This is a genomic window from Corynebacterium gottingense (assembly GCF_002285125.1).
Lineage (GTDB): Bacteria > Actinomycetota > Actinomycetes > Mycobacteriales > Mycobacteriaceae > Corynebacterium > Corynebacterium gottingense.
Genome location: NZ_NSGN01000002.1, coordinates 222,493 through 238,178, shown reverse-complemented (window position 1 = coordinate 238,178; position 15,686 = coordinate 222,493). Strand labels below are relative to the sequence as shown.

Below are 15,686 nucleotides of genomic sequence, written 5' to 3'. Positions count from 1 at the left end.
GTCCAGCCATGAGCGCGGGCGGTAAGATGTGGACGTTGCACGCGCAGGCCGCTGACTCCCCGGAAAGGACACCGACCATGACTTCTCCCTCGCTCCGAAGCCCGCAAAACCGCGAGATCCCAACCGGCTGGCCGGTGGGCAGCTTTGGCACCTACCAGGAGGCGCAATCGGCCGTGGACAACCTGTCCGACAACGAGTTCCCGGTGGAAAAACTCACGATCGTCGGCGTCGACCTGATGCAGGTGGAAAACATCACGGGGCGGCTGACCTGGCCGCGCGTGCTCGGCGGCGGTGCGCTGTCCGGTATGTGGTTCGGGCTGTTCATCGGCCTCATCATGGGGATGTTCGCCTCCGAGGGCAGCACCTGGCTGCTGGTGTCCATGTGTGTCATCGGCGGTGCTGTGTTTGGGCTCATTTCCGCGGCGTTTGCGTACGGATTCACCGGCGGCAAGCGCGACTTCGCCTCCGCGACCACGATCGTGGCGGGCCGCTACGACGTGCTCGCGGAGCAGGACGTGGCCACTCGCGCCCGCGACATGATCGCCGCGATGGGGCAGCCGCAGCGCCCGTTACCGGGGGCCGACGGCGACGAGCGTTAGGATCAAGAGGACCAAACGGCCGAACGTACTGACCGAGAGGACGGGATCTGTGTGGGCAAGGTGAATCAGCGGTGGCGACGCGTCGCCACCGCGGCGATAGTGACAGCGAGCGCGCTGTCCCTCGCGTCCTGCACGCCGTTTGAGCGGCCGGAGATTACCACCGTACTCAACGTCGGAGCAGAGGGGACGCTCGCTATCGCCGTCGACCCGGCGTCGCCGGAGCAGCTGGTCATCGGAGAGATCTACAACCAGGTCCTCGCCGCGTACGGCCGCCCGGTCGGTCTCGCGGCGAACTCGTCGTTTGCGTCGCGCAGCCCGTTGGACATCCTGAAGGAGGACAACGTCGACATCGTGGTCGGCTGCACGGGCCAGGTCCTCACGCAGCTGGATCCGCAGACCGCGGCAAGTTTCGCGCAGCCGAGCGACGAGGCGGCCGGAGCCGCGGACGAGAACACGACGAGTAGCGCGTCCGAGGCCGAGCGCCAAGATGAGGTGTATGCCGCCATGGTCGCCACGTTCCCCGCAAACGTTCGCTCGGTGGATCCCTCGCCCGCGCAGGCCTGCCAGGACAGCGAGGCCGCGAAGCAGGGGCTGCCGGAGAACATCGTCCCCATCATCAAAGACGGCAGGCTCACCCGCACCGAGTCGACCCGATTGAACTTTATTACGCGCGTGATGTCCACCAAGGACATCGAGGAGATGACGGAGCGCGTAGAAGCGGGGGAGACTGTGCGTTCCGCGGTGGCGGAATGGTTGATGGAATACGCGAGCATCAACATCAACGCCCCGAAAACCAAGGACGAGGACGAGAAGGACGGGACGCAGCGCGCGGCGTAGCGGGAGGCGTCGAGAAGCGCGCGCCCTAGGTGCGACCAAGAAGAAAGGCCCCCAGGACGGGGGCCTTTGTGCTGCGAGGCGTTACTTGGCGAATGCCTCCTCGAGCAGCGCCTTCTCCTCCTGCAGGTGCACCTTGGCCACACCGGTGGCGGTGGTGGACTGTGCACGGCGGGAGACGCGAACCATCTTCGGCATGTCCGGGATCAGCTCGCGCAGGTGCTCGTTGTAGAACGGCCAAGCGCCCTGGTTGGCGGGCTCGTCCTGGACCCAGCGGATCTCCTTCGCGTTCGGGTAGTTGGCAAACGCGTCGCGGAGGCGGTTGAACGGGATCGGGTGGAGCATCTCCACACGGATGATCGCGATGTCGTCGCGGCCGTCCTTCTCGCGCTTCTTCTCCAGCTCCCAGTAGATCTTGCCGGAGCAGAGCATGATCGTGGTGACCTTGTCAGTGTCGGCGATCTTCTTGTTGCCGCGCTCGACAAAGTTCGGGTCGTCGATAACGGACTGGAAGCGGTTGACCTCGATGAAGTCAGCCGGCTGGGAGACCGCGGCCTTGTTACGCAGCATCGACTTCGGGCTGAAGACGATGAGCGGACGCTTCATCTCACCCATCGCCTGGCGGCGCAGGAGGTGGAAGTGGTTTGCCGGGGTGGACGGCTGCGCGATGGTCATGGAGCCCTCCGCGACGAGTTGCAGGTAGCGCTCGATGCGGGCGGAGGAGTGGTCCGGGCCCTGGCCCTCGTAGCCGTGCGGGAGCAGCAGCGTCAGGGAGGACAGCTGGCCCCACTTGGTCTCGCTGGAGGAGACGTACTCGTCGATGATGGTCTGCGCGCCGTTGGCAAAGTCGCCGAACTGCGCCTCCCACGCGACCATGGCGTCCTGGTTGCCCAGGGTGTAGCCATACTCGAAGCCCATGCCCGCGAACTCGGTGAGGGCGGAGTTGAAGACCTCGAAGCGGCCGCCGTTGCCGGACTCGATCGCGTTGTGGTCGAGCGGGTTGTACGCCTCGCCGTTCTCCGGGTTGTACAGGACCGCGTGGCGCTGGGTGAAGGTGCCGCGCTGGGAATCCTCGCCCGCCAGGCGGATGAACTTTCCTTCCTCGGCCAGGGAGCCGAACGCGAGCAGTTCGCCCCAGCCCCAGTCGATGTTGCCGTCCTCAAAGGAGCCGCCGCGCTTCTTCATCACGGACTTCAGGCGCTTGTTGGAGGTGAAGTCCTCCGGCAGGTCCACGAACGCGCCAGCGAGGCGCTTGAAGGTCGCCTCGTCGATGGAGGTGTCCAGGCCGTGGGTGAGCTCCTGGGAATCGGTGATGCCGGTCTGCTCGCTCGGCTGGCCCTCGTGCTCCTTGACGTCGGTGAACACGGAGTCCAGCTGGTCGTGGAAGTCCTGGGCTGCCTTCTCGGCCTCCTCGGCGTTGATGTCGCCGCGGCCGACGAGGTCCTTGGTGTAGCGGGTACGGACCGAATCGTGGCTGTGGATGCGGTCGTACATCACCGGCTGGGTCACGGTCGGGTCGTCGGCCTCGTTGTGGCCACGCAGGCGGTAGCAGATGAGGTCGATGAAGACGTCCTTGCCAAACTCGCGGCGGTACTCGGTAGCCAGCTGGGCAACCCAGGCTGCCGCCTCCGGGTCATCGCCGTTGACGTGGAAGACCGGGCAGTCGAAGCCCTTGGCCAGGTCGGTGGCGTAGAAGGAGGAACGGCCGGAGTCCGGGGTGGTGGTGAAGCCGATCTGGTTGTTCACCACGATGTGGACGGTGCCGCCGACGGTGTAACCGGGCAGGCGGGACAAGTTCAGGGTCTCCTGGACCACGCCCAGGCCGGTGAAGGAAGCATCGCCGTGCAGCATGATGGGCACGACCGGGTGGTCCTCGCGCACGCCGGCTTCCTTGAGGATGTCTGCCTTTGCGCGGGCCATACCGACGAGCACCGGGTCGACGGCCTCGAGGTGCGACGGGTTAGCGGCCAGGGAGACCTTGATCTCGCCGTCGCCGAACATCTGGATGTGCTCGCCCTGGAAGCCGAGGTGGTACTTCACGTCGCCGGAGCCACCTTGCTGTGCGGACTGGACGTTGCCCTCAAACTCGTTGAAGATGGTGGCAACCGGCTTGCCCACGATGTTGAACAGCACGTTGAGGCGGCCGCGGTGCGGCATGCCGATGACGACCTCGTCCAGGCCCTGGCCAGCGGCGGTGTCAATGACCGCGTCCATGAGCGGGATAAGGGTCTCGGCGCCCTCGAGCGAGAAGCGCTTCTGGCCGAGGTACTTGGTCTGCAGGAAGTTCTCAAAGGCCTCTGCGGCGTTGAGCTTCTGCAGGATGTACTTCTGCTCGGCGTTGGTGGGCTTCGGCATACCGACCTCGAGGCGGTCGCGCAGCCACTCGCGCTCGTCGCGGTCCATGATGTGGGTGAACTCCGCGCCGATGTGCAGGGTGTAGGCCGCGCGCAGGCGAGACATGACCTCACGCAGCGTCATGGTCTCCTTGCCGCCGAACCCGCCGACGTGGAAGGTGCGGTCCAGGTCCCAGATGGTCAGGCCGTGGGACTCCATGAGCAGGTCGCGGGAGTCCGGCATGGGCAGGCCCGGCTGGTGCCAGCGCAGTGGGTTGGTATCCGCGATGAGGTGGCCGCGGGAGCGGTACGCCTGAATCAGCTGCATCACGCGGGTGTCCTTGTTCACACCGGTGTTGGGCTGGTCCTGTGCCCAGCGCATCGGGGAGAACGGAATTTCCAGGGCGGTAAAGATGTCGTCCCAGAACTTGTCGTCGATAAGCAGCTGCGAGATGTCGCGGAGGAACTCGCCGGATTCCGCGCCCTGGATAACGCGGTGGTCGTAGGTGGAGGTCAGAGTGACCAGCTTGCCCACGCCGAGCTCGGCGAGGCGGTCCTCGGACGCCCCGGCAAACTCAGCCGGGTAGTCCATGGCGCCGACACCGACGATGGTGCCCTGGCCCTTGGTCAGGCGCGGGATGGAGTGGCGGGTGCCAATGCCGCCCGGGTTGGTCAGCTGGATGGTCACACCGGAGAAGTCGTCCATGGTCAGCTTGCCGTCGCGGGCGCGCTTGACGATGTCCTCGTACGCGTCGATGAACTCGTTGAACGCGAGCTTCTCGGTCTCCTTGATGGCGGCGACGACGAGGGAGCGGGAGCCATCCTTGCCCGGCAAGTCGATCGCGAGGCCGAGGTTGATGTGCTCCGGCTGGACGGCGAAGAACTTGTTGCCGTCCTCCTTGTAGTTCTTGTTCATGTCCGGGTGCAGCTTGGCTGCCTGGACGATGGCGTAGCCGATGATGTGGGTGAAGGAGATCTTGCCACCGCGGGTGCGCTTGAGGTGATCGTTCACTAGCGCGCGGTTCTCAAACATGAGCTTGACCGGCATGTCTCGCACGGTCGTCGCCGTCGGGACCTCGAGGGACTCGTTCATGTTCTTAGCAATCGCCTTGAACGCACCCTTGAGCTGGAACTCGCCGGGCTCAACCTCAATGTTGTTGATGTTGTCCAGCGGGGACTTCTTCGGCTTCGGCAACGTTGCCTTCTCCTTGGACGCGGTGGCCTTCGCGGCGGTGGCGGCGCGGTCGATCTGGGTCTCGCGGCCGTCCTGGCTCGGCGCGGCGGTGGAGGAGGAAACCTTCGGGTCGGTCTTCGCCGTCTCCTGCTTCGCAGCCGGCGCAGCGGAGGCCTTGGCGGCCTTGGGCGCCTGCTGAGCCTTCGACGCCTGCTGAGCCTTCGGTGCCTTGGGAGCACCCTCTGCATCGAAGAGCTTGCGCCATTCCGGATCAACGGAATCCGGGTTCTCCTGGTACTGCTGGAACATCTCGTCAACCAGCCAGCTGTTCTGGCCGAACGTGTTATCGCTGCTCACGGCAGGTCCTCGCCTCTTTCTGTCGGGTCTTTACTCGAACTAAATCTTGACTGTAATTCGCTTGATAGCCAGAGCGTTAAAACTCTCTCGCATTCTTCCACGACGCCACCATGGCCTACCCCCGATTTCGGTTGACTGCCCACATCCGGGCATATTTTCCGTCCGATTTCAGGAGGGTCTCGTGGGAACCATCTTCTATGATACGTCCTCCTTCAACGACAACTATGCGGTCGGCCCGTTGCGCGGTGAGCAAACGGTGCGCGACGATGATGGAGGTTCTCCCAGCAGTGGTACGACCAGCAGCGTTGAGGACGGCGTGCTCGGTGGCCGGGTCAAGCGTTGCGGTCGCCTCGTCCAGCAACACCACATCTGGGTGGAGCAGTTCCGCCCGCGCCAGCGCAATAATTTGCCGTTGCCCCGAGCTGAGCCCGCGGCCGCGCTCGCCGACCGAGGCGCAGAACCCGCCGGAGATCGCCGCGATGACGCCGAGGGCGCCGAGCCGGCGCACCGCGTCTTCGATCTCAGCCCGCGAGGCGCCCGGCGCGCCGTACGCGATGTTGTCGGCCACGGTGCCGGGGAAAAGATAGGACTCCTGGGGCACCTGCGCGAGCGCGCGCCGCCATGCCGGCAGCGGGAACTCGGCGATGTCCGTGCCTGAGGCGGTGATCCGCCCGGCGGTCGGGTCGTAGAAGCGAGCCAGCAGCTTGACCACGGTCGACTTGCCCGCGCCCGTCGGCCCCACCAGGGCAACGGTCTCGCCGGGCCGTAGGTCGAGGTCCAGGTCTTTCACCACCAGGGTTGGGGTGTCGCGCTTGTCGACGCCCCCGTAGCCGAAGCTCACGCCCTCGAGGGCAAGCGGACCGCGGGCGGCGTCGGCGGCGCGCGGGTTGGTGCCGGTATCGGGCACGGTTGTGCGCTCCGCCAGAAGCTCCGTGATGCGGTCGAAGCTGACGGTTGCCTGCTGCCAGGAGTCAAAGATCTGGCCCAGTTGCTGAATCGGCCCGTAGAGCTGTCCGAGGTACATGGTGAAGGCGACGAGTACGCCGACGGAGAGGTCGCCCTCGGACACGCGCGTCGCGCCCACGCCGACGACGGCGGCCGTCATGGTCTGCGAGATGGCCTGCATGCCCGGGAAGTAGGCGGCGAGGAGCGTCACGGAGCGCATGCGGAGGCGTCGATAGGCGAGCGAAGCGTCTGTGAACGCCGCCTCGGCGCGGCGCTCCGCGTTGTACATCTGCGTGACGCGGATGCCGCCGATGAGCTCCGCGAAATCGCCGTTGACCACCGAGATCTGGGCGCGGGCGGCCGTGAAGTAGCGGCGCGAGAGGCGGCGGAAGATGAGCGTGGCGACGACGATGACGGGCACCGCGCTCATCGCGGTGAGCGTGAGCTGGCCGTCCGTGGCAAGCAGCATGGCGGAGACGCCGACGAGGCTGCCCACCGCCACGATCGCCTGCGCCAGCCCGGTCTGGAGGAAGCTGGAGAGGGTGTCAATGTCCGTGGTCAGGCGGGTGATGATGCGCCCGGACAGGTGCCGCTCGAAAAAGCTCAGCCCCAGCTGCTGCAGGTGCGCGTAGGTGCGCAGCCGCAGGCCATAGAGAAGCCGCTCGCCGGAGCGGGAGGACAGGACGGTCAGGCACGCGTCGGCGGCCCAGCCGATGAGCACGACGGCGAGCGTCGCGCCCGCGATGGCACACAGCGCGCGGAAGTCGTTCGGTGCGATGCCGCGGTCGATCGATGCACGGATGAGCGTGGGAAACGCGAGGTCGGCGAGCACGCCGACGATGAGGAGCGCGACGCTGCCCGCGATCAGCCAGCGCACCGCGCGGAAGAGCTGCGAAACCTTGAACTCGTTGCCGCTGCCCGTCGGGGTGCGCAGCCGCGCAAGCGTCGCCTCGTGAAGGTTCGGCTGCTCTCGCGCGGGCGGGAGCTTCGCGACGTCAGCCAGCAACCCAGCATCAGCCATGATGGTATGCCGACCGCCCCCGCTGCTGGTCGCGCGGGCGGCGGACGCCGCGGCCAGGTCGGGGCTCGCGGAGGTGGAGCGCTCGTCCGGCCAGAGTAGGCGCTCGGGCGGCTCCGCCTCCGCGCTCGCGGGGGCCTGCGTCGCCTCGGGGGCCATGAGTGCGCGGTAGGCGGGTGTGGCGACGACGTCCGCGCGGGGGCCGTGCTCGGTGACGCGGCCGGCATCGAGGATGAGGACGGTGTCAGCGTGATCGACCGTGGATTGGCGGTGGGCCACTGTGAGGACGGCGACGTCGCCGAGCTCAGTGCGAAGGTTGTGCAGGATCTCGGCTTCGGTGATGGCGTCGATGGCGCTGGTGGCGTCGTCAAGCACGAGCACCCGCGGCTGCGAGAGGAGCGCGCGGGCGAGCGCGACGCGCTGGCGCTGCCCGCCGGACAGGGTGAGCCCGCGCTCGCCGACGAGTGTGTCGTAGCCGTTGTCGAGGCGCTCGATGAACTCGTCCGCGCGCGCCAGCCGGGCCGCGCGGTGCACCGCCTCCGTGAGCGCCTCGCCCGACAGCGCCGCGGGCGCGCCGAGGGCGATGTTGTCAAAGATGGAGAAGGAGAAGAGGAAGGCGTCGTCGAAGACGCAGGTCACCCGGTCGCGGAGGTCCTCCTGCGCAAGGTCGGAGTAGGGAGTCGTGGCCAGGGAGGCGTCGACAAGCGCGCACTGCCCGGAATCGGGGGTGTAAAAGCCGCCGGCGAGTTGCACGGCCATGGTTTTGCCGGCACCGGGTGGGCCGACGACGGCGAGGGTTTCGCCGGGGGAGACGGTGAAGCTGACGTCGTTAAGCACTGTGGTCCCGCCGTTGGAGAATCGCACGCGATCGAACGCGAGCCCGACGGGGCCTTCCGGGGCGCTGCTGCGCGCGGGCTCCGGCGAGTGCGGGGCGAGGGCGAGGACCTCGTCGAGGCGGTCGAAGCTGCTCATACCCATCTGCAGGCGCACGTACTGGTTGGTCAGCATGGACATCGACGAGGTCAGCGACGTCAGATACGTGGTGAACGCCACGAACGCGCCGATGGTGATGCCGCCGCGCATCACAATCAGCCCCGCCGCGACGATGGTGATGACCAGCGCAATCTTGGGCAGCTGTGATAACAGCGGCTGGAAGCGGGCAGTCAGTTTCGCCGCGCGCATCTTCACCGCGTACAGCTCGCGGCCGAGCGCATCAAGCTTATCGACGCTCCTTCGCTCCCCGCCGAACGCCTTGACCACCCGCACCCCGGAAACGGTCTCTTCCACGTGCTCCGCCAAATCCGCCGTGGCCTGCTGGTTCACCCACGTGGCGGCGTAGAGCGCCTTCCGGGAGCGGTTCGCCTCCCACAAGATCAGCGGCAGCAGACACAGCGCCATCGCCGTCAGCGACAGATTCATGCCCACCATGACGACGAGCGTGCCGACCAGCTGCATTGCGCGGGTGAAGAACATGGGCGTTTGGCCCAGGACCATGGCGTACTGGTTGAGGTCCGAAATCGAGCGGGCCACGATCTGGCCGGTGACAATCGCGTCCTGCCCGTTGCCATCCAGCCGGTGCATCGTGCGCAGCAGTTCCACGCGAAGCCAGTGCTGGGAGGTGGCGGAGAGCCGGCCCGACGCCCAGCGGCGCACCGCGCCCAGCGCGTACGTAACCAGTGCGACGCCAACCATCGTCCACGCGGTGCGCGAGACCGAGCCGGTGACGTTGCCCGTGGCGATGTCCACCGCGCGCCCCGTCAGCGCGGGGAGGAGGACCTGCAACACCGCGGCGGCCGCGGCGGTGGCGAACGCGAGCGCCGCCGTGACCGGGGTGGCGGTCAGCGAGCGGCGGAATAGGGGGAAGCCGTGGGGCACGGCGCTACTTGGTTGCTTCGATGGCGGCGTCGACCTGCGCGCGCTCCTCCGCGTCGTTTTTGCCGCGGCCGAAGATGTTGAGGATCCACTGCGCGAAGCGCTTCGGGTCGAAGCTCAGGCCCTGAGAGTCCTGCCCGTCGTCCTTCTTCGGCGGGAGCGGGGTAGCGAACGCATCCGGCACCGGGTCGAGCGACTGCCCGACGCGCTTGATCACCTCATCTGCAAGCTTGCGGTTTGCCGCGGTGCCAGCGACCGCGCCGAGACCCAGCGGGAGGAGCTTGCCAATCCAGGCGCGGCGCGTCTTCTTTCGCACCTGCTTCAGTGCGGCCTTGGTGAGCATGTTGTTCGCCTCGGCCAGGCCCGGGCCGGAGAAGCGCGCGAGCGTGGACTTGGACGGCAGGCGTGAGGCGTTCTCGCCGACAAACGTGTCCACGATTGCGAGGCCCTCGGTGCCCACCAGCGTGGTGAGCACCATTGCGCGGCGCTGCTCAGGGTCGGCCGGATCGTCGCCGCGCAGGTACGCAGACGCGACGGTGTAGAAGGCGGCCAGATCAAGGAACAGGACGGACTCGCCGGCCACCGCCGCGCTGCCGGAGATCAGGCCGACGCCCGGGACCGCGGCGGCGGCACCGACGCCAGCGCCGGTAGCGGAGACGGTGTTGCGGAAGTGCGCGTCCATGCGTTTCTGCACGTCCTGCGGGGTTGCGTCCGTGTCCTGGCGACGCAGCCAGTCCACGTACGCGCGGATGGTGCCGGTCTGGAGCGAGACGGCCTTGTCCACGGAGCTGATGAAGGCGCGGGCGATCGGGCCGGCGCCTTCGGCCAGCTGCGCACCGTTGGCGGCAGTGACGTCGCTGGTATCGCTGGCATTGCCTTCGCGGTTCGTGCTGTCCTTGTCGTTGTTGCGGCCAAACAGTCCCATGCTTTCCTCCTCCGGGGCGAGCCCGATTGTGTGATGTTGCAAACCTATTGTGCACGTTTCGGCCGAACGCTCGGTGATTGCTCGTGCTCACCTGGGCGGTCGGACCGAGTTCCGCACGGTATAGCGTTGCGCGTGCGGTTTCCATTCCCGGCGCCGTTGAGCGTCGCTGTGCGCGACCGCGTTCGCGTCTAGGGTGGGGGCTATGTCGAGCGCTGATCAACCGGTGGTGACCACAAGTGCCGGTCGCGTGCGCGGAATTGTCGACCCGGACACGGGGGTCCGCACCTGGCGCGGCGTGCCGTACGGCGCGACCACCGAGGGCGCGGGGCGATTCCGTGCGCCCCGCCCGGTTGAGCCGTGGACCGGGGTGCGCGACGCGAGCGCCTTTTCGCCCCCGGCCATGCAGGGGTTCTTCGGCTGGACGGACAACGTCATCGGCACGGAGGACTGCCTCACGTTGGACATCGTGCGCCCCGACAACGACGAGGAGTTGCCAGTGGTGGTGTACTTCCACGGCGGAACCTTTGTCACGGGGTCGAGCCACGAGAAGGTTCTCCAGGGGCACTACCTGACGAAGACGACGGACATCGTCTACATCTCGGTCAACTTTCGCCTGGGCGTGTTCGGGTACTTGGACTACCGCACGCTCGGCGAGGACTGCGTGGCCAACCCGGCGCTCTTGGACCAGATCCTCGCCCTGCGCTGGGTCCACGACAACGCGGCCGGGTTCGGCGGCGACCCCGGCCGCGTCACCATCATGGGCGAGTCCGCGGGTGGCGCGGCGGTGATCCACCTGATGTGCGCCCCGGCTGCGCGGGGGCTGTTCCACCGCGCGATTGCGCAGTCGCCGCCCGTTGCCAGCGTGCACTCCCGCGTGCAGGCGGCGATGTGGGTGCGCAAGCTGATCAAGGATATGGGCTTGCCCAGCCAGACCACGTTGGAGGCGCTGCGCGAGGCTGACGCCGAGGCACTGGTGCGGGTCGGGCAATCGATGCTGCTCAACCGCAAAGAGCTCGTCCAGTTCAACACCAGCTTCATGCCCACCGTGGATACGCACACGCTTCCCGCGCACCCGATCGACGTGTTCCAATCCGGTGCCCAGGCGCCGGTCCCGCTGATCATCGGCACGAACGCGGATGAGGCCAGTTTTGCCAAGGCGCTGTACCAGACGAACAAGTCGCGCCTGCGGGCGGCGCGCCGGGCGCTGAGCGTCTACGACCCCGACAACGCCGAGGCGGTGCTGGAGACGTACGATTTTGTGGACGATCGCCGGAAGTTTGCCGCCCTCATCGCGGACGCGGTCTTCTGGGCGCCGTCGGTGATGCTGGCAACCGAGCATCGTCGCACGGCCCCGACCTGGATGTACCGCTTTGACTACGCGTCGACCACGATGCGCCGGATCGGGCTCGGCGCCATGCACACCTCGGACCTGGCGGCGGTGTTCGGCGATGCGAAGGCAACCCGCGCTTCCAAGTTCGACCCGTTCCAGCCGCGCGAGGAATTCGACGAGGTCAGCGCCGCCATGCAGTTCCACTGGGGCTCCTTCTTCCACAACGCGCATCCGGGCGAGAAGTGGCCGGTCTACGGTTTCCGCAGCGACACGGAGCCCGGCCGCGCGACCGCGATCTTCGCGGCGAAGTCCTCCGTGGAGTACGACCCCAAGGCGGCGCAGCGCCGCGCGTGGGAGGGCTTTGACATGCGCGAATGGGGCATGCACAGGCAGGACCTGGTGGAAACGCTCACCGATTCCATCGCCGACGAGGGCAACGCTTAGCGACGCCACCGCCACCCCCTCTACACACCTCCCAGCAATTTCCACCGCGCGTGCACCCGTGCTTTGTGCGCGTCGGCCGACGGCGCGGCGAATTCCTGGCTAGGCTGGGGCAGGCCTGGACTGGAGAGTGGAAGGAAACCGCCGCCATGAGCTTTTTCGAGGACATTGCAGCCAGCCTTGACCGTGAAGGGATTGAATCCCGGGTACACGACGACACCATGTTCGTGCCCATCACGTCCGAGGTGGAAATCCAGTTTGTAGAAATCGACCCGCTCCTGCCCGCCGCCAATGTGTACATCGCCGCCGCGGACGTGGACGAGGACGATGATGAATTTGAGGCCGCGCTCGTCGCCGTCGTCTTCTCCGTGGAAAGCGCCGTGGAGACCGTGGCAGAGCATATGGCCACCGACCAGGTGATTACCGTGCTGCGCGACCTCCTCGAAGCTACGGACGAGCGCATCGAGGACCTGGAGTTCTTCCCGGATCGCGTCAACAGCCAGCTGGTGCGCGCCGAGGTCGGCGAAAGCGCCGAGCTGCAGGTCCAGGTCGAGGTGGTGCAGGGGACCGCCACCGCGACGGTCGAGTTCATCGCGCTGTCGGACAACTACGACGACCTCATGGACGACGCGATCGGCGAACTCTGGGAGTCCGACGGCGACGCAGAGCTGACCGAGGAGGATCGACTGCGCCTGTTCGAGACCATCCACAGCGAAGCGGTGTCCGAGGCGGAAATGCTCAGCCTCGGCACGTTCACCGACTTCGACCGGCTCTTCGACGTCCTGTCGCTTGCCGCTGACCAGGCGGAGGAGTGGGAAGGCCAGCTCCTCCCGCTGGAAGACGACGAGGACGAGCCCGACATCTACGACATCTTCGGCCACGACGACGTCGAAGATGATGAAGACGACGAGGACGACGGAGACGACGAGGACTAGCCCGGGCGGGCTACGCCGCCGCGAGACCCTCAAACATGGAGGACGGTGACAGTACCGGGACGAAGTCGCCGTCGGTGAGCCAGACGTAGCTGGCCGCGCGGGGTGACGGAAGCTCGTGGACGGCGCCCGCGGCGTCGATAGGCAAAAGCGCGCGCACCCACCCTTCGGCGACGCGGCGGTCCGTGGGGAGTCCGGAGGGGTCGGTGACGCGGACCTCGATGAGAAACGCGGGCACTCGGTCCTCGCCGTACCCGCGGACTCTTGCCTGCGCGCGTGGGCCGACGCGGCGCCGCGAGATGGCGATGGTGAGTTCGGTGGTGTGACCGAGGCGGGGGAGCCGTTTTGTCGGCGGGCGCCACCGCGCAGTGGGCCGCGCGAGCGAGCGCGGGTGGTGGATCATCGCCGTGAGCTGCTGGAGCGTGTCCGGTTCGCGCTCGCGGATGTGCGCGGCGTACTCAGTGGGCAGCGGGGCGCAGTAGTCGGAAGGCTGGGCGGGGGCGGTGTGCGTTTTGCTTGTGAAGTTCAACATGCCTGGCACTCTAAGAGGAGAGGTGAACACGGCACCGCACAAATTAGAACACAGTGGCGAACGTGTGGTTGTTCTTGCAGTTTGCTCGCTTGGCGCGTGGGTTTAGGCTGTTTCCCGATGACCCCTACGCCCGAACCTCAGCAGCAGCCGCACACACCGCCACGGCCGGCCATCCCGCGCACCATCTGGGTGCTCGTGGGGGCGGCCTTCCTCATTGCTCTCGGGTACGGATTTATCGCCCCGATCCTGCCGCAGTTCACCGCGAGCTTCGGCGTGTCCATGGCCGCGGCCGGCGCGGTCGTCTCCGTGTTTGCCGCTGCGAGGCTCATCGGCGCGCCCGGTGCGGGCATGCTCGTGGACAAGCTCGGCTCGCGGCCCGTCTACATCACCGGCGTGAGCGTGGTGGCGGCTGCGACGTTTTTCGTGGCGTTTGCCACCGCGTACTGGCAGATCTTTGTGCTGCGCTTCATCGCGGGGTTCGGCTCAACCATGTTTACGTTGTCGGCGCAGGCGCTCATTGTGCGGGTGACGCACCCCTCGATACGCGGCCGCGCCAACGCGATCTATTCGTCAGCGTTCCTGCTGGGCAACATTATCGGCCCCATCATCGGCGCGGCCCTGTCGTTCCTGGGCTTCCGCATCCCGTTTGCCGTGTACGGGCTGATGGTGGGCGTTGCCGCGCTGTTCGTGTGGGCGGCTACGCACAACCCGCAGGGGAGGGCGCAGTTGCCGCCGCCGCTGCCGCCGATGCAGCTGTCCAGCGCGTTGCGCATGCCCACCTACCAGAGCCTGCTGTCCTCGGCATTTGCGCACGGCTGGGTCAACTTTGGAACCCGCGTGTCCATCCTGCCGCTGTTCGCCGCTGCCGTGTTTACTCACGGCGGCGCCGCTGCCGGCTTTGCGCTCACCGCGTTTGCGTTCGGCACCGCGGTTACGCTGCAGTTCTCCGGCAGGCTCGCGGACGAACACGGGCGCAAGCCACTCATTATTGCGGGCCTGATCACTACCGCCGTGTTTACCGGCTCGATGGGGCTGGCCACCGGCGTCGTGCCGCTGCTCGTCCTGTCCGCGCTTGCGGGCGTGGGCAGCGGGTTGATCGGCCCGGCGCAGCAGGCGTCGCTCGCGGACATCATTGGGAATCACCGCTCCGGCGGCAAGGTGCTCTCCACGTTCCAGATGGCGCAGGACGCGGGCCAGATCTTCGCGCCGATTGTGGTGGGGCTGCTCGCCCAGGCCTTTGGGTTTGGCGTAGCGTTTGTGGCCTGCGCGGGGATTGCGGTGGCGTCGATAGGCGTCTGGCTCACGCGCGGAACTGAGACGAAGGAGACTTAGGATGAGAGTGCTGCTGGACTGCGACCCCGGCATCGACGACACGTTCGCGCTGACCTACCTCACCGCCGCGCACCACGCCGGCGAGCTGGAGCTGGACTGCGTGACCACGACCGCGGGCAACGTTGAGGCCGAGCAATGCGCGCAGAATGCCGCGTGGGTGCTTGCGCAGTGCAACCTGCCAGCGATCCCCGTGGCCGCAGGCGAGCCGCAGCCACTCGAGCTTGCGCTGACCACCACCCCGGAAACCCACGGCGAGACGGGCTTGGGCTACGCGCACGCGCCCGCGCGCCACGTGGCGACAGATTGGGACATGCTCTGGTGCGACGCCATCGAGCGCGGCACCGAGGACCTCCACCTCATCGTCACCGGCCCCATGACCAACCTCGCCGTGTTTGCGCGCCGCCACCCGCGCCACTTCGCGCAGCTGCGTCACATCACGGTGATGGGCGGCAGTGTGAACTATCCCGGGAACACCACTCCGACCGCCGAGTGGAACTTCTGGGTCGACCCGCACGCGGCGCAGGAGGTTTTCGCGCGCACGCCGGTGCCCATCACGCTGTGCTCGCTGGGCGTGACCGAGCAGATGCTCCTGGACCCGCCGCGCCTGGAACAGCTCGTCGCGGCGCTGGGGGAGACCCCGATCGCGTCCGCGCTGCCGGAAATCACGCGCTTCTACTTCGAGTTCCACGAGGACGTCGGCGAAGGCTACCGCGCCCAGCTCCACGACCTGCTCACCGTCCTCATCGCGCTTGGTCGCGTCGACACCGCCGTCGCCGAGGCCACCATTGACGTCGAAGCCGCAAGCGAGCTCATGCGCGGCACCGTCGCCGCCGACCTGCGCGGCATGTGGGAGCGCGAGCCCAACGCGCGCGTGGTCACCTCGGCGGACATTCCCAGCGCTTGGGCGCTTGTCGACGCCGCGTTCTCCCTCCACGCACGATTCACCGCAGGAGATGAGCAGCTCAAGGCGGGGTATCACCTCAAGGCGGAGGAATAGCTGGTACACTTTCGCCGTCTGCTTCGCCGAGGTGACATAGGCGAAACCCTGTCGACCACAGGACT

General features: G+C 67.1%; 10 protein-coding genes. 6 read left to right on the top strand and 4 right to left on the bottom strand.

The annotated features are described in order from the left end of the window. Window positions 1-26 precede the first annotated feature (26 nt). Together CKJ82_RS03240 and CKJ82_RS03235 are read left to right on the top strand one after the other, a co-directional pair. Window positions 27-599: a YflT domain-containing protein gene (locus tag CKJ82_RS03240; RefSeq protein ID WP_198947126.1), complete on the top strand. Its 573-nt coding sequence runs from the start codon at window positions 27-29 to the stop codon at window positions 597-599. Between the two features lie 51 nt (window positions 600-650). Beyond that, window positions 651-1,436 carry a type 2 periplasmic-binding domain-containing protein gene (locus CKJ82_RS03235; protein ID WP_095536996.1) on the top strand — a complete coding sequence of 262 codons (786 nt, stop codon included), beginning with the start codon at window positions 651-653 and terminating at the stop codon, window positions 1,434-1,436. A gap of 81 nt (window positions 1,437-1,517) precedes the next feature. Here CKJ82_RS03235 and CKJ82_RS03230 read toward each other — a convergent pair whose 3' ends face one another. The 3 genes from CKJ82_RS03230 to CKJ82_RS03220 all read right to left on the bottom strand — a co-directional run bounded on the left by CKJ82_RS03230 (window position 1,518) and on the right by CKJ82_RS03220 (window position 10,099). After that, entirely contained in the window at window positions 1,518-5,297 is a 3,780-nt protein-coding gene (locus CKJ82_RS03230; RefSeq protein ID WP_095536995.1) for a multifunctional oxoglutarate decarboxylase/oxoglutarate dehydrogenase thiamine pyrophosphate-binding subunit/dihydrolipoyllysine-residue succinyltransferase subunit, read from the bottom strand. A gap of 115 nt (window positions 5,298-5,412) precedes the next feature. Beyond that, window positions 5,413-9,135: an ABC transporter ATP-binding protein gene (locus CKJ82_RS03225; RefSeq protein ID WP_095536994.1), complete on the bottom strand. Its 3,723-nt coding sequence runs from the start codon at window positions 9,133-9,135 to the stop codon at window positions 5,413-5,415. A gap of 4 nt (window positions 9,136-9,139) precedes the next feature. Next, window positions 9,140-10,099, bottom strand: coding sequence for a hypothetical protein (locus CKJ82_RS03220; protein WP_133064001.1), 960 nt, complete (start codon window positions 10,097-10,099; stop codon window positions 9,140-9,142). Window positions 10,100-10,259: 160 nt separating this feature from the next. Between CKJ82_RS03220 and CKJ82_RS03215 the strand changes: the two genes are divergently transcribed. Together CKJ82_RS03215 and CKJ82_RS03210 are read left to right on the top strand one after the other, a co-directional pair. Continuing rightward, complete coding sequence (locus CKJ82_RS03215; protein WP_095275879.1) at window positions 10,260-11,831, top strand: carboxylesterase/lipase family protein; 1,572 nt, start codon at window positions 10,260-10,262, stop codon at window positions 11,829-11,831. Window positions 11,832-11,977: 146 nt separating this feature from the next. Continuing rightward, window positions 11,978-12,763 carry a hypothetical protein gene (locus tag CKJ82_RS03210; protein WP_095536992.1) on the top strand — a complete coding sequence of 262 codons (786 nt, stop codon included), beginning with the start codon at window positions 11,978-11,980 and terminating at the stop codon, window positions 12,761-12,763. Window positions 12,764-12,773: 10 nt separating this feature from the next. On the opposite strand, the gene CKJ82_RS03205 is transcribed toward CKJ82_RS03210, so the two are convergent. Further along, the gene (locus CKJ82_RS03205) at window positions 12,774-13,292 is read right to left on the bottom strand and encodes a hypothetical protein (protein WP_240510658.1); all 519 of its coding nucleotides are present in this window, start codon (window positions 13,290-13,292) and stop codon (window positions 12,774-12,776) included. 117 nt (window positions 13,293-13,409) lie between these two features. On the opposite strand from CKJ82_RS03205, the gene CKJ82_RS03200 reads away from it, so the two are divergent. After that, entirely contained in the window at window positions 13,410-14,624 is a 1,215-nt protein-coding gene (locus tag CKJ82_RS03200) for an MFS transporter (protein ID WP_095536991.1), read from the top strand. Between the two features lies 1 nt (window position 14,625). Then, entirely contained in the window at window positions 14,626-15,621 is a 996-nt protein-coding gene (locus CKJ82_RS03195; RefSeq protein ID WP_095536990.1) for a nucleoside hydrolase, read from the top strand. Window positions 15,622-15,686: the final 65 nt, after the last annotated feature.